Origin of the sequence: Pseudoalteromonas sp. SG41-1 (assembly GCF_014164575.1) — a bacterium.
GTDB lineage: Bacteria > Pseudomonadota > Gammaproteobacteria > Enterobacterales > Alteromonadaceae > Pseudoalteromonas > Pseudoalteromonas rhizosphaerae.
This window is the reverse complement of sequence record NZ_JACJFL010000030.1, coordinates 14,710-41,051: the sequence shown is the minus strand read 5'-3', so window position 1 is coordinate 41,051 and position 26,342 is coordinate 14,710. Positions and strand designations below refer to the sequence as shown.

28 protein-coding genes are annotated in these 26,342 nt (G+C 40.9%); 20 read left to right on the top strand and 8 right to left on the bottom strand.

The annotated features are described in order from the left end of the window. Window positions 1-13: 13 nt before the first annotated feature. Window positions 14-739, bottom strand: coding sequence for a carboxy-S-adenosyl-L-methionine synthase CmoA (cmoA, locus tag H5203_RS15370; RefSeq protein ID WP_145242356.1), 726 nt, complete (start codon window positions 737-739; stop codon window positions 14-16). A 115-nt stretch (window positions 740-854) separates the two neighbouring features. On the opposite strand from cmoA, the gene H5203_RS15365 reads away from it, so the two are divergent. Continuing rightward, the gene (locus H5203_RS15365; protein WP_145242354.1) at window positions 855-1,544 is read left to right on the top strand and encodes a DUF3334 family protein; all 690 of its coding nucleotides are present in this window, start codon (window positions 855-857) and stop codon (window positions 1,542-1,544) included. Window positions 1,545-1,677: 133 nt separating this feature from the next. Here the strand turns inward: H5203_RS15365 and H5203_RS15360 are convergent, their stop codons facing one another. Beyond that, window positions 1,678-2,934, bottom strand: coding sequence for an adenylosuccinate synthase (locus H5203_RS15360; RefSeq protein ID WP_182758884.1), 1,257 nt, complete (start codon window positions 2,932-2,934; stop codon window positions 1,678-1,680). 122 nt (window positions 2,935-3,056) lie between these two features. On the opposite strand from H5203_RS15360, the gene H5203_RS15355 reads away from it, so the two are divergent. Further along, window positions 3,057-3,950 (top strand): LysR family transcriptional regulator, encoded by an 894-nt coding sequence (locus H5203_RS15355; RefSeq protein WP_145242350.1) that lies wholly within the window; start codon window positions 3,057-3,059, stop codon window positions 3,948-3,950. Window positions 3,951-3,998: 48 nt separating this feature from the next. Here H5203_RS15355 and H5203_RS15350 read toward each other — a convergent pair whose 3' ends face one another. Continuing rightward, window positions 3,999-4,496 (bottom strand): M48 family metallopeptidase, encoded by a 498-nt coding sequence (locus tag H5203_RS15350; RefSeq protein WP_145242348.1) that lies wholly within the window; start codon window positions 4,494-4,496, stop codon window positions 3,999-4,001. 38 nt (window positions 4,497-4,534) lie between these two features. Then, window positions 4,535-5,383 (bottom strand): DUF72 domain-containing protein, encoded by an 849-nt coding sequence (locus tag H5203_RS15345; RefSeq protein ID WP_145242346.1) that lies wholly within the window; start codon window positions 5,381-5,383, stop codon window positions 4,535-4,537. 202 nt (window positions 5,384-5,585) lie between these two features. Here H5203_RS15345 and aspS point away from each other — a divergent pair, with 202 nt between their 5' ends. Together aspS and H5203_RS15335 are read left to right on the top strand one after the other, a co-directional pair. Then, window positions 5,586-7,364, top strand: a complete 1,779-nt coding sequence (gene aspS, locus H5203_RS15340) for an aspartate--tRNA ligase (protein WP_145242380.1) — start codon at window positions 5,586-5,588, stop codon at window positions 7,362-7,364. Between the two features lie 151 nt (window positions 7,365-7,515). After that, window positions 7,516-8,061: a pentapeptide repeat-containing protein gene (locus H5203_RS15335; protein ID WP_257326367.1), complete on the top strand. Its 546-nt coding sequence runs from the start codon at window positions 7,516-7,518 to the stop codon at window positions 8,059-8,061. A 30-nt stretch (window positions 8,062-8,091) separates the two neighbouring features. Here the strand turns inward: H5203_RS15335 and H5203_RS15330 are convergent, their stop codons facing one another. Next, on the bottom strand, window positions 8,092-8,415 hold the full coding sequence (locus tag H5203_RS15330; RefSeq protein WP_145242342.1) for a hypothetical protein: 324 nt from the start codon (window positions 8,413-8,415) through the stop codon (window positions 8,092-8,094). Window positions 8,416-8,591: 176 nt separating this feature from the next. Between H5203_RS15330 and H5203_RS15325 the strand changes: the two genes are divergently transcribed. Then, a complete protein-coding gene (locus H5203_RS15325; RefSeq protein ID WP_145242340.1) occupies window positions 8,592-9,329 on the top strand; it encodes an alpha/beta hydrolase in 738 nt (245 codons plus the stop codon). A 56-nt stretch (window positions 9,330-9,385) separates the two neighbouring features. On the opposite strand, the gene H5203_RS15320 is transcribed toward H5203_RS15325, so the two are convergent. Beyond that, window positions 9,386-10,588 carry a bifunctional alpha/beta hydrolase/OsmC family protein gene (locus H5203_RS15320; RefSeq protein ID WP_145242337.1) on the bottom strand — a complete coding sequence of 401 codons (1,203 nt, stop codon included), beginning with the start codon at window positions 10,586-10,588 and terminating at the stop codon, window positions 9,386-9,388. Window positions 10,589-10,842: 254 nt separating this feature from the next. Here H5203_RS15320 and H5203_RS15315 point away from each other — a divergent pair, with 254 nt between their 5' ends. Both H5203_RS15315 and H5203_RS15310 read left to right on the top strand, forming a co-directional pair. Next, a complete protein-coding gene (locus tag H5203_RS15315; RefSeq protein ID WP_145242335.1) occupies window positions 10,843-11,682 on the top strand; it encodes an isopenicillin N synthase family oxygenase in 840 nt (279 codons plus the stop codon). Between the two features lie 209 nt (window positions 11,683-11,891). Continuing rightward, window positions 11,892-13,295, top strand: a complete 1,404-nt coding sequence (locus tag H5203_RS15310; protein ID WP_145242333.1) for a DEAD/DEAH box helicase — start codon at window positions 11,892-11,894, stop codon at window positions 13,293-13,295. Window positions 13,296-13,351: 56 nt separating this feature from the next. On the opposite strand, the gene H5203_RS15305 is transcribed toward H5203_RS15310, so the two are convergent. Both H5203_RS15305 and H5203_RS15300 read right to left on the bottom strand, forming a co-directional pair. After that, window positions 13,352-14,098, bottom strand: coding sequence for a DUF3307 domain-containing protein (locus H5203_RS15305; protein WP_145242331.1), 747 nt, complete (start codon window positions 14,096-14,098; stop codon window positions 13,352-13,354). Further along, the gene (locus H5203_RS15300) at window positions 14,095-14,724 is read right to left on the bottom strand and encodes a hypothetical protein (RefSeq protein WP_145242329.1); all 630 of its coding nucleotides are present in this window, start codon (window positions 14,722-14,724) and stop codon (window positions 14,095-14,097) included. Before H5203_RS15300 ends, H5203_RS15305 begins: the two co-directional genes overlap by 4 nt. A 154-nt stretch (window positions 14,725-14,878) precedes the next feature. Here H5203_RS15300 and H5203_RS15295 point away from each other — a divergent pair, with 154 nt between their 5' ends. From H5203_RS15295 to H5203_RS15235, 13 genes are all read left to right on the top strand, one after another. Further along, on the top strand, window positions 14,879-15,385 hold the full coding sequence (locus H5203_RS15295; protein WP_179959226.1) for an NYN domain-containing protein: 507 nt from the start codon (window positions 14,879-14,881) through the stop codon (window positions 15,383-15,385). A gap of 119 nt (window positions 15,386-15,504) precedes the next feature. Further along, window positions 15,505-15,933, top strand: coding sequence for a hypothetical protein (locus H5203_RS15290; RefSeq protein WP_145242327.1), 429 nt, complete (start codon window positions 15,505-15,507; stop codon window positions 15,931-15,933). A gap of 1 nt (window position 15,934) precedes the next feature. Further along, entirely contained in the window at window positions 15,935-16,147 is a 213-nt protein-coding gene (locus H5203_RS15285; protein WP_145242325.1) for a helix-turn-helix transcriptional regulator, read from the top strand. Window positions 16,148-16,524: 377 nt separating this feature from the next. Next, window positions 16,525-17,439 carry an N-acetylglucosamine kinase gene (nagK, locus tag H5203_RS15280; RefSeq protein WP_145242323.1) on the top strand — a complete coding sequence of 305 codons (915 nt, stop codon included), beginning with the start codon at window positions 16,525-16,527 and terminating at the stop codon, window positions 17,437-17,439. Continuing rightward, complete coding sequence (gene nagA / locus H5203_RS15275) at window positions 17,439-18,557, top strand: N-acetylglucosamine-6-phosphate deacetylase (protein WP_145242321.1); 1,119 nt, start codon at window positions 17,439-17,441, stop codon at window positions 18,555-18,557. The genes nagK and nagA overlap by 1 nt, the downstream gene beginning before the upstream one ends. A gap of 60 nt (window positions 18,558-18,617) precedes the next feature. Continuing rightward, window positions 18,618-19,760, top strand: a complete 1,143-nt coding sequence (gene nagX / locus H5203_RS15270; protein WP_145242319.1) for a transmembrane glucosamine N-acetyltransferase NagX — start codon at window positions 18,618-18,620, stop codon at window positions 19,758-19,760. 216 nt (window positions 19,761-19,976) lie between these two features. After that, a complete protein-coding gene (gene nagB / locus H5203_RS15265; RefSeq protein ID WP_145242317.1) occupies window positions 19,977-20,771 on the top strand; it encodes a glucosamine-6-phosphate deaminase in 795 nt (264 codons plus the stop codon). Between the two features lie 133 nt (window positions 20,772-20,904). After that, window positions 20,905-21,828 carry an NAD(+) diphosphatase gene (gene nudC / locus H5203_RS15260; protein WP_145242315.1) on the top strand — a complete coding sequence of 308 codons (924 nt, stop codon included), beginning with the start codon at window positions 20,905-20,907 and terminating at the stop codon, window positions 21,826-21,828. Window positions 21,829-21,873: 45 nt separating this feature from the next. Further along, window positions 21,874-23,055 (top strand): cystathionine beta-lyase, encoded by a 1,182-nt coding sequence (locus tag H5203_RS15255; RefSeq protein ID WP_145242376.1) that lies wholly within the window; start codon window positions 21,874-21,876, stop codon window positions 23,053-23,055. Between the two features lie 123 nt (window positions 23,056-23,178). After that, window positions 23,179-23,997, top strand: coding sequence for an ABC transporter permease subunit (locus H5203_RS15250; protein ID WP_145242314.1), 819 nt, complete (start codon window positions 23,179-23,181; stop codon window positions 23,995-23,997). Next, a complete protein-coding gene (locus H5203_RS15245; protein WP_145242312.1) occupies window positions 23,994-24,908 on the top strand; it encodes an ABC transporter ATP-binding protein in 915 nt (304 codons plus the stop codon). The genes H5203_RS15250 and H5203_RS15245 overlap by 4 nt, the downstream gene beginning before the upstream one ends. Then, window positions 24,908-25,282, top strand: a complete 375-nt coding sequence (locus tag H5203_RS15240; protein WP_145242310.1) for a PH domain-containing protein — start codon at window positions 24,908-24,910, stop codon at window positions 25,280-25,282. The genes H5203_RS15245 and H5203_RS15240 overlap by 1 nt, the downstream gene beginning before the upstream one ends. A gap of 216 nt (window positions 25,283-25,498) precedes the next feature. After that, entirely contained in the window at window positions 25,499-26,293 is a 795-nt protein-coding gene (locus H5203_RS15235) for a putative porin (protein ID WP_145242308.1), read from the top strand. Window positions 26,294-26,342 lie beyond the last annotated feature (49 nt).

The following is a 26,342-nucleotide window of genomic DNA, read 5'->3' as shown; positions in this document are numbered from 1 at the left end:
CTCTTTATATTTGTTACTTGATTGCTACCAGTGAGCAAAAATTAAAACATTGATACCACACTTGGGTTTGGCTAAAGCCAATATCGGTAAGTCGAGAAAGGTGAGCATTTAAAGTATCTGGGCGCATTACATTCTCAATGGCGGTACGTTTTTGGCTAATTTCTAATTCAGAATAACCATTGTGGCGTTTAAAATCGTGGTGCAAGTCAATCAGCAAGTTATCGCATTGCTCGTTCTCGCCTTTGATTTTTTCGCTTAACAGCAATACACCACCGGGTTTTAAATTCGCGTATATTTTTTCAAGCACGGCTTGGCGCTGTGCGGGTGGAATAAACTGTAAAGTAAAGTTCATGGCGACCACTGACGCGTTTTCAATATTTAGCTCATTAATATCACCAAGCGTCACTGTAACAGGCACTTCTGAGCGAAAGCCGTGCAAATGTAATTTACAGCGCTCAACCATGGCTTGTGAATTATCAACGGCAATAATATGGCAATTATCAGTGCGGATATTACGGCGCATGCTTAATGTTACTGCCCCAAGGGAACAGCCCAAATCATAAAGGTTTGAATTGCTTTGCGCATATTCACCGGCCAATTTACCCATCGTACTAACAATGGTTGCATAACCCGGAACTGAGCGCTGGATCATATCTGGGAAAACTTCTACTACATGTTGGTCAAAGCTAAAGTCTTTAACCGCTTGCTCAGTGGCATAAATGCTGTCTTTTATGTTCACACAAACAGTCTCTTGAAAAATAATAGGGCTATTTTAGCATTTTATGCTGGATAGTCAGTGATAATTTCAGTAGCTTGGCTAGAATAATGAATAACAAGTAGAAAAAGAGAAGTTTATGAGCAAAAGTAAAGTGATCAGCACAGATGATATATTGGCAACCCTTTGCCATTCTGTAACGAGTGTATTGTCGTCGGCAAGTGGTAATAGCATTAGCTACTCAGCAATGGTACAAAAAATAACCCGCACCTGTATGCGTCCTGATATCGGTTGTTTTGTATTATTTGATGGCGGATTTACAGGACTGGTAATTACTAATTTCACCTCGCAAGCGGCGATGGAGATTTATCATGATTACATGCGTAATATGGGGATGCCTGAAGAAGAACTAGCTCATAGCCACTTATCGGACGACGTATCAAATGTACTCGGTGAATTGATGAACCAAATCGTTGGTGATTTTACTTCAAAGGTACGCGAGCAGTTACATACTTCAATTACCCAAAATCAACCGAAGATGATGGCCATCAATAAGCAAGTACAGATTTCGGTCGATACTACGATGGATAGACCGCAAGCACGGCGCGTGACATTTACCACCAGTAAACAAAATATCTTTTATTTAGAATTAGCAATGGATAAAACTGAGTTTATCAAATTACACGATTTTGATATTGCTGAAGCTATTGACCCAGATGACATCATTGAAAACGAAGCAAAGCATAAAGCAGAAAAACAAAAAGCTGCTGATGATGCTGCTAAAGCAAGTGATTTAGATGACGACTTTATGGCAGAACTTGGACTTTAAATAACACCTTGCAAGGACATTAAATCGCAGGTCAAAGCATTTAGTTATTAATACAGTGCATAATATTGGGTTTCGTAATGAAACCCAATATTATTGTGCTCAATTGAATGATAAAAAACGCTATGCTATAAATCTAGCGGATAATCATTTGCTCACGTTCAGGGCCCACAGACACCATACTTACAGGTACTCCCATCAGTACTTCGATGCGTTCTACGTAATGCTGCGCTGCAGCAGGCAGACTGTCGAAGGTACGACAATCGGTAATATCTTCATCCCACGCTGGCATGCTTTCATAGATTGGCGTTAAAGCCGCTGTTTGTGGCCAAATAGGGTTTTCGCTGTGATCGCCTGCATAACCAACGCAGATTTTTAAATCTTTCATGCCAGATAGGCAATCAATTTTGGTTAAAGCGATTTCAGTGGCTGCTTGTAATTCAACACCGTTACGGGTGGCAACTGCATCAAAATAACCCATATCACGTGGGCGGCCAGTCACTGCGCCATATTCGTTCGCGCTTTCACGAAAATTGTCTTGCTCTGCCATGGCGGTAACGAGTGTACCTGTACCAACAGATGAGCTAAATGATTTAGCCACAGCGATAACACGCTCAGGGCGCAAAGCTGGCAGTCCGCTGCCAATTCCTGCATAGGCAGCAGTAACGTTTGATGATGTAGTATACGGGTATTCGCCGTAAACTAAATCGCGGCCTGCGCCTAGCTGCGCTTCAAACAACAAGTTAGCATCTTGCTTTTGCAGTGCTTTTAAAGGCTCTGTTACATTACAAATAAATTCGCGCCAAGGAGCGCTGACAGCTAATAACCACTCAGTCATTTGTTCAGCTGTTTGTGAAAAATCACAGCTTGGGTAAAGGGCTTTTAGCTGTGGCATTTTCCAATCCAGCATAAATTGAATACGCTCTAATAAAACGTCTGGCTGATTTAACCAGCCAACTAAAATGCCTTTTTTCATTACTCGGTCGCCGTATGCAGGTGCAATTCCTTGACGAGTAGAGCCGTAAGCGGCATCGCCTAAGCGCACTTCTTCGAGGGTATCTTCAAGGGCGTGTAATGGTAAGCATAACGTTGCACGATCAGAAATACATAATTTTACATCAACACCGGCGGCGTTAACTTCGGCTATTTCTTCGCTTAATGCCGCAGGGCTTATCACCATGCCTGGGCCTAGTACTGCAATACAATCAGGATTAAAAATACCGCTTGGTAATTGGTGTAGTTTAAACGTACCAAAGTCATTCACAACGGTATGTCCGGCGTTGTTACCACCTTGAAAGCGAATGCTCGCAGATGCGTTCTCAGCTAGAAAATCGACGATACGGCCTTTGCCTTCATCACCCCAGTTTGCACCTACAACAACAATTGACGGCATAATTTAATCTCCAAATTGATTGAACGAATATGGTATGCGCTCTATTAAAATAAGAGAAATTAATTATAATTATTATCTTGATAAGAATTTCATATCGATTTCACACCATTAAGGTCATAAAGATGCTAGATATTCACTGGTTAAAAACTTTTGTCACATTGGCTGAGTTAAAGCACTTTGGTAAAACAGCCAATGCGCTGCATATGACACAGCCAAATGTTAGCTTGCATATTAAGCAGTTAGAAAAAACGACACGGGTTAAACTGATAGAACGTAATCCCTTTAGTTTGACCCAAGCAGGTTTACGGCTATTAGAGTCTGGACAAAAAACCTTATGGGAATTACAGGTTTGCCAATCTGACTTAAATGCGATTAATGATCTCAGCCAAGGCACACTGACAATTGCCGCCAGTGATATAATTTCACGTTTATTGTTGATTGAGCCTTTTCAGCTTTTTAAGCGCCAGTTTCCTGGCATTGACTTTACTTTGCTCAATACAACGTCTTCTCAAGCGTCAGCATTGGTTAAAAGTGCTGAAGCTGATTTAGGGTTTGTGATTGCCCAAAAAGAAAGTGAGCCGCTGCATTTTACGCAATTACAGCAGATAAAATGGTGTGCATTAGGTAATCATTTAAAGTTATGGCAGCAAGCCAAAAACGATAACAATGTTACACTGACTGAGCCGCCAACATTAATCTTACTCGGCCATGATACGCGAACCCGAGACTTGCTCGATAGTGCCTTGCCATCTTTAAACTTACCAAATTACCGGGTGATGGAAGTGGGCAGTGTCGATGCGCAAATTGATTGGGCTGAAGCGGGGTTTGGCGTTGCCATCGTGCCAGAGTTTTCCCTGCGCAGTAAAGCAAATCTAACCACCACAGTGACCGCATTACCGCAATTTCCAACTACCAGTTTAGGTTATATAGTGAGGCAAAATCAGGTACTTTCAAAAGCGATAAAGCAATTATTACATTGGGTCAATGAAGAAATCTCCCGTACTCATCTTGCATAGTATTTATATGTTAACTGTACGGCTATGTACTTTGTGATTCAGTTATTTTTATGTGTATGGGTTTTTACCTTCAGCTACTAGCACACAAAAAACCCGTAAATCTAATTCGAGTTGATGGTAGTTTGGCTCCATGTGGCAGCACAGGGCGTAAAAGCTTTTGTTGTGGTCTTTTTCCTTAAAGTGGGCGAGCTCGTGTACTACTAAAGCTTTGAGTAATTCCTCTGGTGCACGCAGTAAATCACTGTTGATGGCTAAATCGTGCTTGCGGGTTTTACCTTGCATACGATACGTATGAGTACCTAGCGCATTAGTGACCATATCGCCTTGTTTTTTAAACGCGGCGCGGCCAAACGGTGGCGCATTTTTTAAATAGCGCTTTTTAAGCTCAGTGGCGTATGCGTATAACGACTTGTCACTGGTAATATTATGGGAGCTGGGGTATTTTTTAGTTAAATACGCGCCGTGTTTATCATTTTCAATAAGCTGCATTACTTGCGTTACAATTTGCTCTGGATAGCCGCTAAAATAGCGTTTATAATCACTCATTCAATACTTCTTTGTAGTTAATTAATTTTCAAAGCGAGTCAAAAAAGGCTGGCTTGACTGGCTTCTTTTTCACCAGTGAAAGGGTTTAGCACGGGGTGCTGGTAACCTAAATCTTGGCAAAACTCGCGTGCTAATAATGGTGCTTGGCGGTTATCTGCAGTATGAAAAAATACATACGGGTGCTTACCCTCATCAAGCCATTGTTTTACTTTTTTAAGCCACGGTTGGTAATAGCTTTTATAGTCATGATCTAAATCGGCAATCACAAAGCGGGCCATAGGTTGATTGCCTGTTGCAATGGCATGCACGGGTAAATGGGGCTTTTTTTGTTGTGCATCGATGAGTGCTTCAGTGTTCGGCTTAACTGCAAATAATGCACGGGTGTCCATTGAGATACGGTTGACATTGTTTGCTATTAATAGCTGATTAAAGGCAATTTCGGCTGCGCCTTTCTTAAAAAATTCGGGGTGGCGAACTTCAACGCCGTAGTTTAAACCTGTCGGGAGCTTGGCAATAAACTGTGCTAATAACGGCAGTTGTTTGGGGCTAAAACTACTTGGTAGCTGCAACATGATCTGCCCAACATGAGACAATATTGGCTCGAATAAATTAAACCATGCAGTGAGTTCGTCATCGATATGAGTAAGCTGTAATTCATGGCTAAAGCGTCGATGGAATTTAAAAGTAAATTTAAAGTCATTGCCGACAGCATCACGCCAGCGATTTAATGATTCAACACTAGGATCGGCATAAAAGCTGGTATTGCCTTCGACTGAATTAAACACCTGTGCGTATTCGTGCAACATATCGGCATTTTTGCAGTGTCTTGATAATAAATTGCCTTTCCATGCGGTACTTGACCACTGCGGACACCCTAAATACAACATAAAACGGTTAACTGATTGTGTGTTTTGGTTAGTATATCAAATCTATAAATTGAAAGCATAGTAGCTGCTGCCGAGCTCGCATTTTCAAGTAACTTGGGTATAATGCTCCCCCTAAAATGATTTATAAATAGTGGCTATTCTCCCTCAAAAACAGCAATTCTTAGGGGAAGCGGCTATTCGTCTTTACACTGACAGGAAAACTATGCGCTCTATATACTGCGGACAGCTAAATAAAACTCACGTAGATCAAGAAGTTGAACTATGTGGTTGGATCAACAAACGACGTGACCTTGGTGGACTTATCTTTGTCGATTTACGCGATAGAGAAGGTTTAGTACAAGTTGTATTCGATCCTGAAGTTGAAGGCTTAATGGATACCGCGAATACATTACGTCAAGAATTTTGCGTACAATTAAAAGGTGTAGTTCGCGCACGTCCTGACAGCCAAATCAACAAAGATATGGCAACTGGTGAAGTTGAAATTTTAGGCACAGGCCTTACTATCATCAACCGTTCAGAGCCATTACCACTTGATTTTAATCAGGTAAACTCTGAAGAGCGTCGCTTAAAATACCGTTACTTAGACCTTCGTCGTTTAGAAATGAGTGACCGTATTAAACTACGCGCTAAAGCTAGCAGCTTTGTGCGTCGTTTCTTAGATGAAAATAATTTCTTAGATATCGAAACGCCAGTACTTACAAAAGCTACCCCAGAAGGAGCGCGCGATTATTTAGTACCGAGCCGTGTTCACAAAGGCAGTTTTTACGCATTACCGCAGTCTCCGCAGTTGTTCAAGCAATTGTTGATGATGTCGGGTTTTGACCGTTACTACCAAATTGTTAAATGTTTCCGTGATGAAGATTTACGTGCTGACCGTCAGCCTGAGTTTACTCAAATCGATATAGAGACCTCGTTCATGAGCTCTGCTCAGGTACGTGGTATCACAGAAAAAATGATCCGCGAAATGTGGCAGCAATTGCTAGACGTGGATTTAGGCGAGTTCCCAATCATGCCTTACGCTGAGGCAATGAGCTTGTATGGTTCTGATAAGCCTGATTTACGTAACCCAATGACATTAATTGACGTTGCCGATTTAGTAAAAGACGTCGAGTTTAAAGTTTTTTCTGGTCCTGCCAATGATGAAAAAGGCCGTGTTGCGGTATTAACAGTACCAGGCGGTGCATCACTTTCGCGTAAGCAACTAGATGACTACACTAAATTCATCGGCATTTACGGCGCGAAAGGGCTTGCGTGGATGAAAGTAAACGACCGCGGTGCAGGCGCTGAAGGCGTGCAATCGCCAATCGCTAAGTTCTTAAATGAAGAGGTGATTAACGAACTTCTTGCACGCACTAACGCACAAACTGGCGACATCATTTTATTCGGTGCTGATAAACGCAACACAGTAAACGAAGCTATGGGCGCGCTACGTATTAAGATTGGCCTTGATTTAGAGATCACTAATCTAAATAGCTGGGCTCCGCTTTGGGTTGTTGACTTCCCAATGTTTGAAGAAGACGACGAAGGTACATTGCATGCTGTTCATCACCCATTTACAGCACCAAAAGATGTAAATGCAAGCGAACTTGAAGCAAACCCAGCAGCGGCTATTTCAGATGCATACGATATGGTACTAAATGGCTACGAAGTAGGTGGTGGTTCGGTACGTATTCATAATACAGATATGCAAGAAGCAGCATTTAGAATCCTAGGTATTGATGCGCAAGAGCAGCAAGACAAGTTTGGTTTCTTACTTGAAGCGCTAAAATACGGTACGCCACCACATGCTGGTTTAGCGTTCGGTTTAGACCGTTTAGCAATGCTACTGTGTGGTACTGATAACATTCGTGACGTGATTGCTTTCCCTAAAACAACCCAAGCGTCGTGTTTGTTAACTAACGCACCAAGTAAAGCAAATGCAGATTCGCTTACAGAGCTTGCTATTAGTGTTGTTGAAAAAGCTGAAAAATCAGCAGAATAAGCAATCCGATAAGTGATTTGTTGAAAACCCTTAGGCTCATACCTAGGGGTTTTTTCATTTAGATGTGTAGATAATTTTATTAGAGGATTTTATGGCTGTGAGTTATCAATTTTCACAAACAGACTACTACGACCAGCATTTTTCAAACTGCATGGCTAATACGCAGCGCTTTAGTGACATTGAGTTTGAACAGTGCCAGTTTATTGAATGTGATTTTAGTCATAGTCAATTTAGTAATTGTCGTTTTATTGAGTGCGAATTTATTAACTGTAATTTAAGCGATTTAAATTGGGGCTATAGTTCGTTAGAAGAAGTCTGCTTTGTTGATTGTAAGCTCAACAGTATTCAATGGGCGCAGGTAAATTGGCCACAATTGGCACTTACGTCATCGGTGAGTTTTAAAAATTGCCAACTTAGTCATAGCTCATTTTATGAGTTACAGTTAAAAGGCTTGATCATGATTGACTGTTTTGCCAAAGATGTTGATTTTAGACAGGCTAATTTAGCTACCAGTGATTTTAGTAACACTGACTTTAGAGATAGTCTATTTCTGCAAACAAACTTGAGTAAAGTAAACTTTGTCGGGGCGATGCATTTTAATATTGATATTAAAAATAATAATGTTAGCCGGGCTAAGTTTGAGCGCTTTGCAGCGTTAAACTTACTCAGCGGACTAGATATCGAGCTGGTGGATTAGCCGTTATGACACGGCTAATCTAATGCTTAATTAGCAGGCAGGACCATTTTTATTTCGTGCGCTGGCAAGTGCGCGGGCAATTTCAAGTAATGCAGGGGAAATATCACTGGCGCCATCTTTGATGAGTTTTGATACATCACCTGATGAATACAAACTATCGCGTGGTGATTTAATGCCTAATTCACGCACAAAATCTTTAGTCTTGCCAGTGCTGCCTGTTTCGATGAATTTAAAAATAATACGCTCGTTATTATTTTTTGGCTCTGTTTCTAGCGTTTCGATTTCATCTTGATACGCTTCAATTCTGCTTTGTAAAATATCGATACGCTGTTCGATGCTGTTGTATGATTTCATGGATAGGTTCTTTTCTAAATAGACATTAGGACAATACGACTATTATCGCATAAATTTATAATAATTATTTTTTTCTTTAAAACTCTTCTGCTGTTTTAGGTACCTCGTTTTATTGCAATTAATATTCAAAAGCTTAAAGTACTTTATAATTTAAATAAAATAAGTCGAGCAAATTAATGCCACTACCTTTTAAGTACCTTGTGAGCTTCTTTTTTCTCATAGTCAGTGCCGTCGCCAGTTCCGCAACAAACAGCGAAATGATTGTTGATAAAGCGCGTGACCGCGCGATCCCGATCAGTATTTCATTACCAGCATATAACGAGCATTGTAGCCAACAAACAAAATGCCCTGTGGTATTTATTAATGCCGGATATGGTATTGCGCATACTGACTATCAGTTTGCGGCTGATATATTTACAGCTAAGGGCTATTTAACCATTGCTGTAGCCCATGAATTAGACAGCGATCCTGCGCTCAACCGCACGCCACCTTATATGGCCACTCGTATGGAAAACTGGCATCGTGGTGTGGTCACTCTAAAATTTTTAGTGACCGAGTTGAGCTCTCGCTACCCAGAGTATGATTTTACGCAGTTAACGTTATTTGGCCATTCTAATGGCGGTGATATAGCCGCGCTTTACGCGGCGATTTATCCTAAGCAAGTGAGTCAAATTATTACGCTTGATCATCGGCGTATGTTGTTACCTCGTAATAATAACATTCGGGTTTTAACGCTTCGTGGCAGTGATTACCCTGCGGATAATCAGGTATTACTCAATGAAGATGAATTAGCACAGTATCCGGTTACGCAGATTTCGATAAAGAACTCACGCCATAATGAGATGTATGATGGCGGACCTAAGTGGTTAGTAGAGCGGATGAGTAAAGAAATCAAAGCGTTTGTTGCAAACTAAAATAATAAAACTTAGCGCGTAAACATATTAAGTTGCCACTCTTACGCGCTTGATAGTTATTTTACCAGCTCACTTACAATCAGTGGGTTGTTATGCAGGGTTTTATGCACAGGGCATTTGTCGGCAATTTCTAATAGGCGCTGGCGCTGAGCGTCACTCAAATCACCCACTAAGGTGATTTTACGGGTGATGGCTTCGAGTTTGTCGGTTTGCTCGCAGTTATCGCAATCGGCGTGATAATCACGGCTGTGGTCCAGTTCTACCTTTACGTGTTCAAGTGGCAAGTTTTTACGACTTGCATACATACGTAAAGTCATCGCGGTGCATGCACCAAGTCCAGCAAGTAAGTGGTGATAAGGGTCTGGGCCTAAATTATTACCGCCAACACTTAGTGGTTCATCGGCAAGCCAAGTATGATCCTTGGTACTTACATGCTGAGTAAAGACATGATCTTTCTCTTCAACTAATACATTGCCGCTGCTAAGTTTGGCACTGTACTGGTTTTTATCAAAATCCACATAACGTTTTGCCCATGATGCTATAACGTCTGCTGCGTAATCTGCATCGTCTTTGTTAGTGAGTAAGTGGTCGGCGTTATCTAGGCTAATAAAGCTTTTTGGATGTTTAGCAGCGGCGTAAATCTTTTCAGCTTCGTTAATACTTACCGTGGCATCAATAGGGGAGTGCATAACTAATAAAGCACGTTTTAATTTACTGATATGGCTGTGGTCGTAATTGGCAATGTCGTCCACAAACTGTTTTTTAATGGTAAATTCTCGCCCTGCTAAATTTACCTTGGCTTCGCCCTTGCTATTAATTTCATCAAGATGAGCGGCAAAGTTATGCGCTACATGTTGCGCATCTGATGGTGCGCCTATGGTGGTAATGGCTTGTACATCAGCAATGTGTTCGGCAGCTGCTAGTACCGCTGCGCCCCCTAAACTATGACCGATTAATAATTGTGGCGCTTTAAAGTGTTCACGTAAGTGATCTGCCGCGGCAATTAAATCTTGGATATTTGATGAGAAATTACTGTTGGCAAAATCACCGTCGCTATTACCAAGGCCAGTAAAATCAAAGCGTAATACCGCAATACCTTGTTGAGTGAGTGCTCGGCTAATTCGACTTGCTGCGGCTATATCTTTACCACAGGTAAAACAATGGGCAAACAAGGCATAAAATTTAATATCACTGGCGGGTGTTTCAAGCTGACCGGCGAGTGTTAAATCACCACTTTTGAACGAAATTTTTTGGCGCATATGTTACCTTTGCTTAATGAAAGAGGTTAGTGAAGAATAGACCATTAAAGTGCGTTTATAATTACAGTTGTTTTGGCGTTTTATCCACAATAGCAACATTTTGATTTGCATCAAGTAATAAACGCTTACCCAGCTAAAGAGGACATAAGTCCTTATGTTTTTTTGCCCGTTTTATTATGCTCGCGAAGCGCTACAATGGAGCAACTGCTATGATTAGCAAAGGCTTTTAACAACTTAATTCATTGGATACGAACATGCAATTACCTACCGTTGATTATAAAGCGAGCGATGCGGCCGCTCAATTTGTTGAGTCTCTTAGAAATACGGGCTTTGGTGTATTAAAAAACCACCCAATTCCACAGTCTCTTGTTGAATCAATTTATAAAAATTGGCAGGATTTTTTTAATTCTGAACAAAAACATGAATTCTTATTCTCTAAAGACACTCAAGATGGCTACTTTCCGCCTTCGGTATCAGAAGTTGCAAAAGGCTTTACAGTTAAAGACATTAAAGAATACTTTCATGTTTATCCAAAAGGCCGTGTACCAGCGCAGTTAGAAGCAGATATTCGCGAATATTATCGTTTAGCCAATGAATTTGCTGCGACATTGTTAAGCTGGGTGCAAGCTGAAGCACCAGCGGATGTGCGTGCTAAGTTTTCAATCGATTTAAAAGATATGATTGCTGATTCAGAGCAAACATTATTACGTATATTACATTACCCGCCGATGACAGGTGATGAAGAACCTGGCGCTATTCGTGCTGCTGCACATGGTGATATTAATTTATTAACGGTATTACCTGCTTCAAATGAGCCAGGCTTGCAAGTACAAAAAACAGATGGCGGTTGGTTAGATGTGCCATGCGATTTTGGCAGTTTAATTATTAACATTGGCGACATGTTGCAAGAAGCGTCAGGTGGTTATTTTCCGTCGACTATTCACCGTGTTATTAACCCTACTGGCAAAGCGTCATCTAAGTCACGTATTTCTTTGCCGTTATTTTTGCACCCGCGTCCAGATGTGGTGTTATCAGCGCGTTATACTGCTGACAGTTACTTACAAGAGCGTCTGCGTGAGTTAGGTGTTAAATAGCATCACTCAAGTGATGATAGCTTTTCAACAGCGGCCACAGTGCCGCTTTTTTGTTTTTTAAGGTTGTGTTTTTTTAGTGAGTTATAGTGTGATGTGGCTAGTTAAATTTGGCTGACGCTATTTCAAACGTGAATATACCATGCATTATTGCGTACGATCGGTATAATGCGCCATTGGCCGATTGGGCCTTAAAATTATTGAGAGAAAATATGAGTTTTGATGGGTTAGGTTTATCACAGTCTTTAGTTAATGCGGTTTTAGAAAAGGGCTATGAAACGCCAACACCAATTCAGGCTCAAGCCATTCCAGCGATCATTGAAGGTCGTGATGTTATGGCTGCAGCGCAAACTGGTACAGGTAAAACAGCGGGTTTCACTTTACCGTTAATTGAGCGCTTATCAACAGGCCAAAAAGCCAAGGTTAACCAAGTTCGTGCTTTAATTTTAACTCCAACCCGTGAGCTGGCATTACAAGTAAGCGAGAACGTTGAAGAGTATGCTAAGCATTCTAATATCAGTTCTTTTGTTGTGTACGGTGGTGTTAAAATTAATCCGCAAATGATGCGTTTACGCAAAGGCGTAGATATTTTAGTTGCCACTCCGGGTCGTTTAATGGATTTGCATAACCAAAATGCCTTGAAGTTCGATAACCTCGAAGTGTTGGTGCTTGATGAAGCTGACCGTATGCTTGATATGGGCTTTATTCATGACATTAAACGTATCATCAGCAAGTTACCGGCTAAACGTCAAAACTTGATGTTCTCAGCGACGTTCTCAGACGATATTAGAGCGCTTGCGAAAGGGCTTATTAATGATCCGGTTGAAATTTCAGTCGCTGCAAAAAATACCACGGCAAAAAGTGTTACCCAATGCGTTTATGCGGTAGATAAAGCACGTAAAACCGCCTTGTTAAGTCATTTAATTCGTACTAATGATTGGCAACAAGTGTTGGTATTTAGCCGCACTAAACATGGTGCAAACCGTTTAGTAAAGCAGTTAGAGCGCGATGATATTGTTGGCGCTGCAATTCATGGTAATAAATCTCAAGGCGCGCGTGTTAAAGCGCTTGAAGGCTTTAAAAGTGGCGAAGTACGCGTACTTGTGGCAACGGATATTGTTGCCCGTGGTTTAGACATTGTTGAACTGCCACATGTAGTTAACTATGATTTGCCTAATGTGTATGAAGATTATGTGCATCGTATTGGTCGTACCGGCCGTGCGGGTGCATCTGGCGACGCAATTTCATTTGTAACACCGGAAGATGCTGATGACTTATACGGTATTGAACGTTTTATCGGTGAATTGATCCCACGTGCAAAAGAAGCTGGTTTTGAGCCAACAAAAGGAGTGCCTGAAAGAGAGCTTGATGCACGACCTATCAAACCTAAAAAGCCTAAAAAAGCGGGTCAGCCTTTTTCTAAACCTAAGTCTGATAGCAAAAAGCCAAATAATAACGGCGGTAATGGCACCGGCCCACGCCGTGGTGGCTCAGGTAAAAAACCTACTGCTAAAGCCGCTGGTGAGCAAACACAAAACCCATGGGCTAAGCGTCAATCTGTTGGTGGCAGTGGTCAACGTCGTCGCTCTGGTAATGATGGCGTGAGTAACACGTAATAATATTTTGATAAAAAACGCGCCTAAGCTGGCGCGTTTTTTTATGCTTTTTATTTCTATAATGCTTTAAGATAATTAACTGCTAAGCCAATAAATAAGGTGACGGTGACACTTAAAAGTGTACCGAGCATAACATATTCGGTGAGTTTTTTATCTTTACTGGCACGTAAGTCGCCAAAGCGAAATACCGATTTTGCTGCTAATAAAAAGCCAACGCCAGCCAACTGATCTAGCAAAATAAATGTAAGCATTAATACTCGCTCAAGCATGCCAATACTTTGCCCCGCTGCTGGTAAACTTCCTGTGGAGCTAAACCCGGTAGTGAGACGCTCTAACATCATACGAATGAACACAGCACTGGGACTCAATACCAGTAAATAGCCACATAGCACCCATAATGTAGTGGGGGTTATCAGCCATTGCCAAATGCTGGTAATAAATTCACTGTTGTCGCTCAACCACACAGTCAGTAGTAGTATCACGACAAGATGAGCAAGTTGATCAATGATAAATGGCACAACTCCTTTGTTTGAATATGATTTTGCTAAATCAATTAAGTAGTGGGTCACGATAACAATAGCTGTGGCAATACCGATACGCGAGAGCTCTTGCCAGCCAAAACTAAACTCCCACCAGCTGACAATTGCTGCCGTAGTTAGACCGTGCACTAGCACATGCAAGTACAGTTTTTTAGCACGAAAGTGACGTGTATTACGGTTATTAACCCAACTCATTGGCTGCCAATAAAAATCAGCTATAATATGACCGATAAATAATGCAACTAATAACAACATAAAACTCATTTTTTTACTCCTATCACGGCATTAGCAATGGCCTGCTCTGCATAGTCTAAAAAACGCTCGATCAACTGATAATGTGCAAGATTAAGTAACTTGGTCACATTCTCACGACTGGTTTTTAATTGTTTAGCAAGTTCACTATGTTGATTGTTTTCTGCGGTTAAATAGACATATAAGGCATTCGCTTGTTTGTGTGTCATTTTGCTCAGGAGCACGTCAATAAAAGCTAGATTAAGGGTTAAGCCATCATTTTTGAGTTCATCAATACTGCTAAGAGTAAAGCGTTGGTTATGGATTTCGTCAAGACCGCGCCCCGATAATGTAAATGCAGAGCCTGTTGCTGTTTTAATATCGGCTCTAGCATTATCTATTTCACCAATGGCAAGGCTTTGGCGAATTTCATAGCCGGTGGCTTTAAGATGTAAGTAAAGCAGCACTGCGACACGGCATACTTGGGGTGGTTGATTTATTTGCACCTGAAAAGCATCGCCTCGATAAATAATACTTTGTCCTAGATGGCGTTGAGTAATTGCTCGCAAACTTTGGTCGAGCTGGTAGAGCATCGCATCGTAGTCGTGCTTTGGAATATGTTGTGATTTGATCACATCACCGCTGATCACCGCAATCATAAATGTCCTTGATTTAAGTTACATAAAGAAAAGTAACCAATTTTGGTTACATGCTTCAATGTAACTAATTTAGGTTACTTGAAAGCTAAATGCAAGGGCTTGAAATTAATCAGGGTATGCTACAGTAGCGTGATTAATTTAAAAGGGATAACGCATGAGTCAAGAAATACATAGTACAACGGCGAAAAAGCCGAGAGTGGGGATTTTTGTCGATGTCCAAAATATTTATTACACCTGTCGAGAGAGCTACCGAAAAAACTTTGATTACAATGCCTTTTGGGCAAAAATCAGTGATGACTATGATATAGACTGCGCGATTGCATATGCAATTTATCGCGGGGACGAAAAGCAATCTCAATTTCAAAATATTCTTCGTGCGATTGGTTTTGAGGTAAAGCTAAAACCATTTATTCAGCGTAAAGATGGCAGCGCAAAAGGCGATTGGGACGTCGGCATCACCATCGACATGCTAGAACAAGGTAAAAACCTCGACAAAGTTATTTTACTCTCCGGCGACGGGGATTTTGCCTTATTACTGGGTCATTTACAGCATCATTATAATGTACCGTGTGACGTCTATGGCGCTGATAGACTGACGGCTGATGCATTAAAACAAAGTGCGGCACAGTTTTTTTGCATTGATGATTCCCTGTTACTTTGAAACTAATGTATTAAAAACATAACATCATGTTAAAAATATTTGACATGATGTGAGCCCACTCTTATAGTCATTAATGTTAAGTATACTTAACATCAAATTTATTATTATAAGGGGGTGATATGAGTTATACACAAAAATCGCGGTTACTTGAGATGTGCATAACGATGGTTGTGTTGTTTAATTACTTGCAGTCAGTATTATCAATGACGCCAGAAGCTCAGATGGATCCGTTATTAGCAAGTGGCTTGTTGATATCACTTACGATACAAACCGTTGTAATGCTTATTGTGATGCACATTATCTTAGCGATATTTAATACTAAATATGCGAATCAAGCGAAAGATGAACGCGAACAGGCTATTGCCTTAAAAGCAAAAAGTGTTGCACTATTTATTTTACAATTAGGCGTTGTGAACGCGGTGTTTGCAATGCTGATTGACCCACATTTTGGGTTTGCAATTAGTCCGGTTCACCAGTTAGTAATCGCAGCGTTGGTGAGCGAGATAATCGGCGCTGGGGCCGAAGCTTGGCTATTATATAGAGGTTAGAATGGCAAAGTTAGCGATTACTAACACGATCCGTGCATTACGGTTTCAGCATAATGAAATGACGCAGCAGCAATTAGCTGAAGTCGTTGGGGTGACGCGTCAAACAATTGCCGCAATTGAAGTGGCAAGGTATTCACCGTCGCTGGAGGTCGCTTTTAAGATCGCGATTGTTTTTAATCTACCACTAGAAAAAATATTCCAATATCGACAGTGAATCTTTACTAAATTATTATTTTTGGTAAACTGGATGCATATTCTGCATTTTTATTTATGTTTTTTGGCCATTTAAGTTATGAAAATAGTGTTATAAATCACCATTTTTGTTGTTTTTTTAGGTAATAATGTCATTTTTAAACCTTATTATTACGTTAAAAGATAGTCGACACTAATTTAATTGATATTAATTATTTATTTAATTCAGTTAATTAGAGATAAATGTGGGATATGTGAGATTTTTTATAAAAAACTTAATGACAACGCTGTCATTTGTTGTGTAACATTAATTCAACATGGGTTGAGGGTGAATCGCATTAAGATAATAAAAAAACATGCGATTAATACAAATATAAAACGAAGGTTAGAGGTCGTTAAATGATGGCTAAGAGTGCGAATGAGGACCAATTGTATATTGGTATCGACGGTGGCGGAACTAAGTGCCGTGCAACTATATACTCTGTGCAAAACGGGGTATTAGGAACAGGTTTAGGTGGCCCTGCGAATCCATTACATGGGTTGGAGCGCACATTAGAGTCAATAATGGTATCTACACAATTGGCGATGCGCGATGCAGGTTTGCCATTAGAGTCTATTCATCAAGTGTATGCCGGTTTAGGATTGGCGGGTGTTAATTTACCGAACTTATATGAAAAAATAACAGAGTGGGAGCACCCATTTAAACAAATGTTTTTAACTACTGACTTACATACGGCGTGTATCGGGGCTCATGAAGGCGGTGATGGTGCTGTGATAATCACGGGTACTGGTTCATGTGGTTTTTCATATGTAAAAGGGCAGTCGGTGAATTACGGCGGTCATGGTTTTGCACTTGGCGATAAAGGCAGTGGCGCATGGATGGGCTTAGAGGCAATTAAAGCGGTGTTAATGGAGCTAGATGGTTTATGTCCTCACACGATAATGACGCCAGTGGTTAAAGAGCATTTTAATGTCACCACAGCAATGGGCATTGCAGAGCAAATGGCCGGACAACCGTCAAGTAGCTATGCAAAACTTGCTCGCTATGTATTTGATGCAGCACACCAAGGCGATCAAATCGCTTTAGCCATTGTAAAAGACGGAGCGCAATACGTGAGTCAGTTAGCGCATCGTTTATTAGAGAACAATCCTCCGCGTTTATCTATGATCGGTGGTCTTGCAGAGCCTTTAAATCAATGGCTTGACCCAGCAATTGCAAAACTCGTTGAAGTACCAAAGCAACCGCCTGAAATGGGCGCAATTTATTTTGCACAGCAATCAGTATTAGAGCAAGACCAAAAGGTAGCACTGTAATGAAAACCTTCTATCGCGCGACACGTTTATTCACGGCTGAAAAATTTCTAGATAATGCATTATTCAGCGTTGAAAATGGCGTTTTTCATCTTGAAACTTCCACCACAGGCAGTGTTATTGAGCTAGATGGTTTAGTTGCGCCAGGCTTTATCGATGTACAAGTTAATGGCGGTGGCGGGGCATTTTTTAATGCTGAGCAAAGCACACAATGCTTAGATCGTATCGCAAAAGCGCATGGTCAATTTGGTACAACGGCACTGATGCCAACACTTATCACCGATAAAGTTGAAACCATGCAAGCAGCTGCTGATGCAACAGCAAAAGCAATATGCGAAGGGGTCGCGGGTGTATTAGGTATTCACTTTGAAGGTCCGCATTTGTCTTTTCCAAAAAAAGGCACACACAGTGAGCAGTTTATTCGCCCAATTAGCGAACAAGAATTTGCCATTTATGCGCGTCAAGATTTAGGTATCAAAATGGTTACCTTAGCGCCAGAAAATGTCAGCATTGCTGATATTGAGCGCTTAGTGGCGTGTGGTGTAAAAGTATCACTAGGTCACACTAATGCTGACTATACAACGACAATGGCGGCACTCAATGCTGGCGCCGATGGGTTTACACATTTATATAACGCGATGTCGCCGTTTACATCGCGTGAACCAGGCGTGGTTGGCGCTGCGCTTTGGCATGATAACAGCTGGTGTGGCTTAATTGTTGATGGGCATCATGTACATCCATTGTCTGCACAATTAGCTATTCGCACCAAACAGCGCGGCAAAATTATGTTAGTCACTGACGCAATGCCACCAGTGGGTACCGATGATATGGAATTTGATTTTTTTGACGGGCGCAAAGTAATTCGTACTGGGGATAGATTAAACTCAAGTACGGGCGAATTAGCAGGCAGTGTATTAGACATGGCCAGTGCAGTGCGTAATACCATTAATACATTGGATGTAAGCCTCAGTGAAAGTTTACGCATGGCTGCACTGTATCCAGCAGAATATTTAAACCTCAAGAAAAAGGGACGTTTACTTGATGGCTTTGATGCAGACTTTGTGGTGCTCGATGAACATCAGTTTGTAAAAGCCACTTATATTGCAGGTAATGCAGTGTAACGTTTCCCTGTAAAAACCCCGCAGTTGTATCGCGGGGCTTTTTATTTAAGAGTAAAAATAATGACAACAGCACATACAGACACAAAGCCGAGTAAAAAGCGCTTAGCATCTCTTGATGCTTTACGTGGCATGGATATGTTTTGGATTTTAGGTGGGCAATCTATTTTTGCCGCTTTATTTGTTTTAACCGGTTGGACTGGTTGGCAGGTATTTGAAGCGCATACGCTACACAGTGCATGGCATGGATTTACATTTTACGATTTGATTTTTCCGTTATTTATCTTTTTATCAGGTGTGGCGATGGGCTTAGCACCAAAACGCATCGATCACCTGCCATGGCAAGAGCGAAAAGTTTTTTATGCTAAAGCATTAAAGCGGTTATTGCTATTGTGCGGGTTAGGGGTGATGTATAACCATGGTTGGGGCACAGGTATTCCGCTTGCCTTCGATGAAATACGCTATGCGAGTGTACTTGGTCGAATAGCGATTGCATGGTTTTTCTGTGCAATGCTAGTGTGGCATACCAGTATTCGCACACAGCTCTTTACAGCAATCGCTCTCCTGCTAGGGTATTGGATCTTGATGTGTTTTATTCCTGTACCAGGTGGTAACGCTGGTGATTTAAGTGCACAGGGAAGTTGGAATGCATGGTTTGATTCGCATTTTTTACCCGGTATTAGTTATCAAAATAGAGCCGTCGACCCCGAGGGCGTGTTATCGAGTCTACCAGCTATTGTGAATGCCATGTTTGGGGTATTTGCAGGACAACTAATCGCCAGAGCAAGTAAGGTTGGCGAGTGGCAAACAGCAGGCATATTATTTGTTGCAGGTGTTGTGAGTGTTTGCTTAGGTTGGCTTTGGGATTTACAGTTTCCAGTTAATAAAGAATTATGGACCAGTTCATTTGTTTTAGTCACAGTCGGGTGGAGCGCAATATTACTGGCTGTGTTTTATGCAGTGGTTGATATTCTCAATGGCCAAAAATTAGCTTATCCGTTTGTGATTATTGGTGCTAACTCAATCATTATTTATTTGGCATCAAGCTTAGTGAATTGGGAGTTTATAAGCCATAGCGTGTTTGGTGGCTTTATTGCAGCAGCAGCTACCGATTGGCAGCCACTGATTGGCGTGGTTGCGCTTTTGCTGGTGCAAATGCTTTTATTACATTGGATGTATAAGCGCAAAATATTTGTCAGTGTTTAGCTGGCTAATGTACAGCACAGTAAAAAAGGTAAATTTTTATTCACTTTTACTTTACAAACTAAAATTGAATGGTAATAATGACAGCGTTGTCATAATGGTATTGACCAAATAGTGTATCCCTGTTTGGTTTGATCTAAGGCCCAATCCGATTGCACATGGGGTTGGGACTTAGATCCCATTTTTTCATCAACTAATTTAATAACTGAGCAAATTAATATGCAAATAGTAATTTTAAATGATGCAGCAGCCGTAGCAGCATATGGCGCAAATATTTTCGCAACACAATTACAAAAAAAACCAACGTCAGTGCTCGGTTTAGCAACGGGCTCTACGCCAGTTGCGTTATATCAAGAATTAATCGCTAAAAATAAAGCGGGTGAGATTTCATTTTCACAAGCAACAACGTTTAATTTAGATGAATACTTAGGTTTAACGGGCGATCATCCACAAAGTTACCGCCACTTTATGAATGAGCAATTGTTTAGCCATATTGATATAAACAAAGATAATACCTTTGTACCGCCAGGGGATGCCCTAAATCCAATTACAGCATGCAAAGAATACGAAGACAAAATAGTTGCAGCAGGCGGTGTTGATGTACAGTTATTAGGCATCGGACGTAATGGTCACATCGGCTTTAATGAGCCTTCATCAGGTCTGCGTTCACGTACTCGCGTAAAAACACTCACAAAAGCAACGGTAGATGATAATGCCCGTTTTTTTGCTGCTGATGAATATCAGCCACAGTTATCAATTACGATGGGAATTGGTACGATTTTAGAGGCGAAAAAAGTCGTATTACTTGCAACGGGTGAAAATAAAGCGGATGCGGTACGCGCTATGATTGAAGGGCCACTGATGGCTGCATGTCCAGCGTCGGCACTACAGCTTCATCAAGATGCAGTGATTGTAATTGATAAAGCGGCGGCAAGTAAATTAGCCGATTTAGAATTTTATCAGCATATTGAAGCTGAAAATCAAAAATTACAGGCTCATTTAGCTACATTGTAATTACGACAGAATTTATTGTGTGTTTAAAAAAGTCCGTAAGGGCTTTTTTTTTGCCTATTTGTCAGTGAGTAATAATTGGGTTTAAGTAAGTGTTATGGTAGTTTTAGCCATCTAAATAGTAAAAAGGATAAGCATGCTTAATTACAGCCAGATGCCTTTAAACCGTGCATCAAACCTACGTAAAGAGCAACAATGGGTGGCAGCACAAATAAATGAGCAAAGCCGTTGGTTATTGGTGAATAACAATCACACTTTATTTGATATAAATAATATTGCTGTGACTTTTTTAAGCTTTAGTGATGTGAGTCACTTAGCATTAAACGAAGCGATTTTTTTAGGTTTAGATGAGCAGCAAACCAGTCATTTCGCACTTGATGTAAGCAAGCTAGACGAAGCCGTCTTAAGTCAGCTGATAGGTGACGCTGAGTTTGTTGATATTCGCCGCTTTGGGGTGCAAGTGGAAATCGCGCAAGGCTCAATGGCTGCACTGGCACGAGGTTTGTGTTACTGGCATGCAACTCATCGTTTTTGTGGACGTTGTGGCAGCGAAAACGAGCTTGTTGAAGCTGGTCATTCACGTTTATGTAGTAATGATGGGTGTAAACACCAAACGTTTCCGCGAACTGATCCGGCCGTGATCATGGTGGTTACTCGTACATTTGCTGATGGTGTTGAACGCTGTTTACTTGGTCGCCAAGCAATATGGGCACCAGGTATGTATTCGTCTTTAGCTGGTTTTGTAGATCCGGGCGAAAGCTTAGAGCAAGCGGTGGCGCGTGAAGTGATGGAAGAAGCGGGCATTGTGGTTGAAAATGTTAAGTATATTGCCTCGCAGCCGTGGCCATTTCCATCATCGATTATGCTGGGCTTTACCGCTGAAGCTGTTACAGAAAATATCCAGGTTGATAAGGACGAACTAGACGATGCGCAGTGGTTTAGCCGTGAAGAGCTCGCTCAATTTGGCAATTGGCACGAAAAGGGGGAGCATTTAAAGCTACCAAGAGCTGATTCTATTTCGCGCTATTTAATCGACTATTGGTGTAATTTGCAAGATTAAGCATAGTGCAGAGTATGTTCTAACGAAATATTTTAAGGATTAATGATGACGACAAAAAGCAATAAAAATACGCTGTTAGTAAGTACCGGACGTAAAAAAGCATATACTCATGGGGTGGTTAACCCCGTAGTGCAACGTGCATCGACAGTTGTTTTTGATTCAGTGGCAGAGCTTAAAGAAGCGGCAAAAAAACGTGGCGATAAAACACTTTTTTATGGTCGTCGTGGTACTACTACACATTTTGCATTACAAGAAGCGATCACTGAGCTTGAAGGTGGTGAGGGATGTGCGCTTTATCCATGTGGTGCAGCGGCCATTAGCAGCACACTATTGGCTTTTTTGAAAGCGGGCGATCATATCTTAATGGTAGATAATGCCTATGAACCAACGCGTGATTTTTGCGATAAAATTTTAGCTGGCTTTGGCGTTGAGACGACTTATTATCCACCAACAATTGGGGCAGATATTAAAGCGCTGATCAAAGACAACACCAAAGTGCTGTTTTTAGAGTCGCCAGGTTCTATCACCATGGAAATTCAAGATGTACCAGCCATGGTTGCAGTTGCCAATGAGCATGGGGTAATGACCATGCTTGATAACACCTATGGTAATGGCTTGCATTATCGCCCACTTGAACACGGGGTGGATATTAGTATTCAAGCGGCAACTAAATACATTGTGGGTCATTCGGACGTGATGATGGGGGTGGCAGTGGCCAATAAAAAATACTGGCCGACACTTCGAGAAAATTCATATTTACTTGGTCAATGTACGTCGGCTGATGACGCTTATTTAGCGTTAAGAGGCCTGCGCACTATGGCGGTACGTTTAAATCAGCATGAAAAAGCCGCGATCGAAGTCGCTACTTGGTTAGAGCAACATCCGTTAGTTGACCATATTCGTCACCCGGCATTTGCAACGTGTCCGGGTCATGAGTTTTTTAAGCGTGATTTTGATGGTAGTAATGGCTTGTTTTCTTTTGTTATGAAACAAGGTAACCAAAGCGCGATTGATGCTTTTTTAGATAGTTTAGAGCATTTTAAAATGGGCTTCTCGTGGGGCGGCTTCGAGAGTTTAGTGACTGCCAACTTAACTATGAAAGGTTTACGCTCAGCAACTGGTTGGACGCAAGGACCAGTGATCCGCTTACATATAGGCCTTGAAGATGTGGACGATTTGATTGCTGATTTAAGCCAAGCACTCGACATATACCAACAGAATTTGTAGCCTGCGGATCAATAAGACTACATTATTTGTTACAAAGCTCGTATTAATACGGGTTTTTTTTTGCTAGTAATTCAACACGTTTGCCCTTAGTGTAAGCTGTATATAGATTAATAAGGAATATCTGTGACGCAACTCCACCCTCAGCGATTATTAAAGATTGCCCAGTTTGAACTAGTGAGATTATTTTTGACCAAGCGCGGCTTACTTGCTGTTGCCGCATTTTCGATTTGTTGGTTATTGATTTTACGTTATCCGATAGGTCAAGCTGTCAGCTTAATTAGTTCGCCCCAAATAGCCGATTTAGCACAACAAGTGTTTGGCGCTATTGGGCTGAGTAAATTACTCGATTGGCCTGAAGCTGAATTAGCTATGTATTGGTTAATTGCATTGTATAGCTTTCCCAGCTTTTGCTTGTTTTTATGTAGCGACCAACTTGTTGGTGATAAACAACGAGGAACACTACGCTTTTTATCTCTTAGAGCTACCCGTAATGAAATGTTATTTGGCCGCTTTTTAGGACAGGTATTTATTTTAGCAGCATTACTACTTGTTACCTTGGTAGCTTCAGTTGCGGTTATGGTATTTAGAGATCCTGCATTATTAGTCAGTGGCATAAGTCGCAGCTTTATTTTGTTCTGTTATTTATTAATTGCTGTTTTGCCCTTTATAGCACTAATGACGTTGTTAAATACTTTTGCACGCTCAGCGCGTTTAACTGTAGTGCTTGCCGTATTATTTTTTGCTGGCGGAAATATTGTGGTCAGTATTTTAAGCTGGCAAATACCCGTTTTGGCAATGCTTGATTATGTTTTCCCTGGCGTACAACTTGATCAAATGGCAGGACAAAACGCAGGAATATTTAATAGCATTGGCATTCCGTTAATACAAACTACCGTGATGCTAGCGATTGCTCAGCGTATTTTTGCAAGGAGTTCTCTATGAGCACACTAATACACGCAACAGGTTTAACTAAGCAGTATGGTAATAAATTGGCCCTTGATCAGGTAAGTTTTGAGATACAGCAAGGCGCGCCAGTAGCACTGGTTGGGCCAAATGGTGCAGGCAAAACCACCTTGTTTAGTTTGTTATGCGGTTATATTTTACCAACAAAAGGCACGCTCAATATTATTGGACATAATCCAGGCAGTAGTGAATTGTTTGGCAAGCTCAGTGCGTTACCGCAAGATGCTCAACTTGATCCGCGCTTTAGTATCGCTCACCAACTGGCGTTTTATGGCCAGCTACAAGGGCTGTCAAATAAGCAAAGCCAAGCAGAAGCGATCCGCGTACTTGAGTTAGTCGGACTAGCTGACGTTGCTAAACAGCGTTCTGATGATTTATCACATGGAATGCGTAAACGTGTCACCATAGGTCAAGCGCTGATCGGGAAACCACAAATAGTCATGCTGGATGAAGCAACCGCTGGGCTTGATCCTATTCATGCTCGCGAAGTACGCGAAGTGGTTGCGAATCTTAGCAGTGAGGCTACCTTTATTTTAAGTTCGCATGATTTAACTGAACTAGAACGCTTATGTTCACATGTACTGCACCTTGATAAAGGTAAGCTCACAGAGCATCCAACGCACAGTGATAATAGCGAACTAGAGTCTGGATTTATTACATTGTTATTGAGCGAGCATTACCCGGATGTTGAAGAGAAAATACAAGCTTTAGCAGAAGTGTCTAAAGTGTATATGAGCCAAGCTAAAGAATATGTTATCGAGTACCAAAAAACGGCGACACCATTTGATATCACCATACTGCAACATTGTTATCAGCAAGGTTGGCGGTATCGCCAATTGGTAAACGGCCATACATTAGAAAATCAAATATTTAAACAGGAGCAAATATAATGGGTTTATTAAGTGGTTTAATGGGTAATGCCAGTGAAATTGATGACAATGATTTAGAAAAAGTATTGGCAAATACACTGATTGAAGGTGAACAAGTTGAAAAGGCCTATAAAGTGGTACGTGACATGTTTATTTTTACTAACAAACGTTTAATTTTGTTGGATAAGCAGGGGGTCACTGGCTCAAAAATAGAGATGATCAGTATTGCTTATTCAAAAATTACTAAGTTTAGTAAAGAAAGTGCAGGTCATTTTGATTTAGATGCTGAATTAAAAATTTGGGTTGGCTCTGATCCAACACCGATCAGCAAAGACTTTAAATCGGGTGATAATATCAATGATGTGTACCGGATAATCAGCCAGTACGCGCTTTGATCATAATTGAGCTTTTAAAACGGTAGCGATTAACATTCCTATTCGCTACCTTTTTTTTACACTTCCTTACATCCACTTACATTTTTATAATAAAATACAAGCACTTAGTTAAGTTTCAATTCAGTTTACTCGCGTTAGGATGTGCCCCGTCTTAACCAACCGGTTAAACGTTAAACCTTGTAGCAATAAAACAATGTAAAATAGGGAAATCTTTTTATGAAAAAATTAGCAGTTATTATTTCGAGTATTCTTCTTTCTAGTGCCGCGACTGCTGCGGATAACTATCAGTCAATCAGCCATTTAGGATATATGGATACCGATGGCAACGACACAGTTAGTGTTGATTCAAAATATTACTTCTCACCAAAAGCAACATTAGGTCCTTACGATCAATTTGAGTATATTAACAAGCAAACCAACGTATATGGTTCATACATTGATAATGACTTTAGCGATGTAACAACTATCGGTGGTGAGTACTTTGTTGAAAATTTTGTGGTAGGTGCTCAATATAGCAACCTTGATGTTGATTCTGTTTCAAGCAAAGACGTATTTAATGTATCAGCAGGTTACTTTTTTAATCCAAATTTATTATTAAAAGCGACATTCATTGACGTTGAAGATGGCGAAAATTCAGTAATATTTGATCTTGCTTATGATCATAAACTTAATAGCACAGATTACATCGGTTTCACTGTAACATCTGATGACGAGTTTGATTACCGCGCTGTGAACGCTAAATACTTCATGGATCTTAAGCAAGGTAACTACCTAACTGTTGAAGGTACTATTTCAGATACTGACGACAGTGGTAGTTCATGGGAATTAGGTTCTAATTACTACTTCACTAAAGCGACATCAGCGTTTGTTACATTTAATAAAAACGATGATTACACTTTTGGTGCTCAACATTTCTTCAACAAAAATGTTGGCTTAAAAGCGGGTTACGGCAACAACTGGGATGATTCTGGTTATGACGCTTACTTTGCAAATGTAAGCTTACAGTTCTAATCAAACTGTAATACTAGTACTGCAATACTAAAAAAGCCCGCTCAATTGA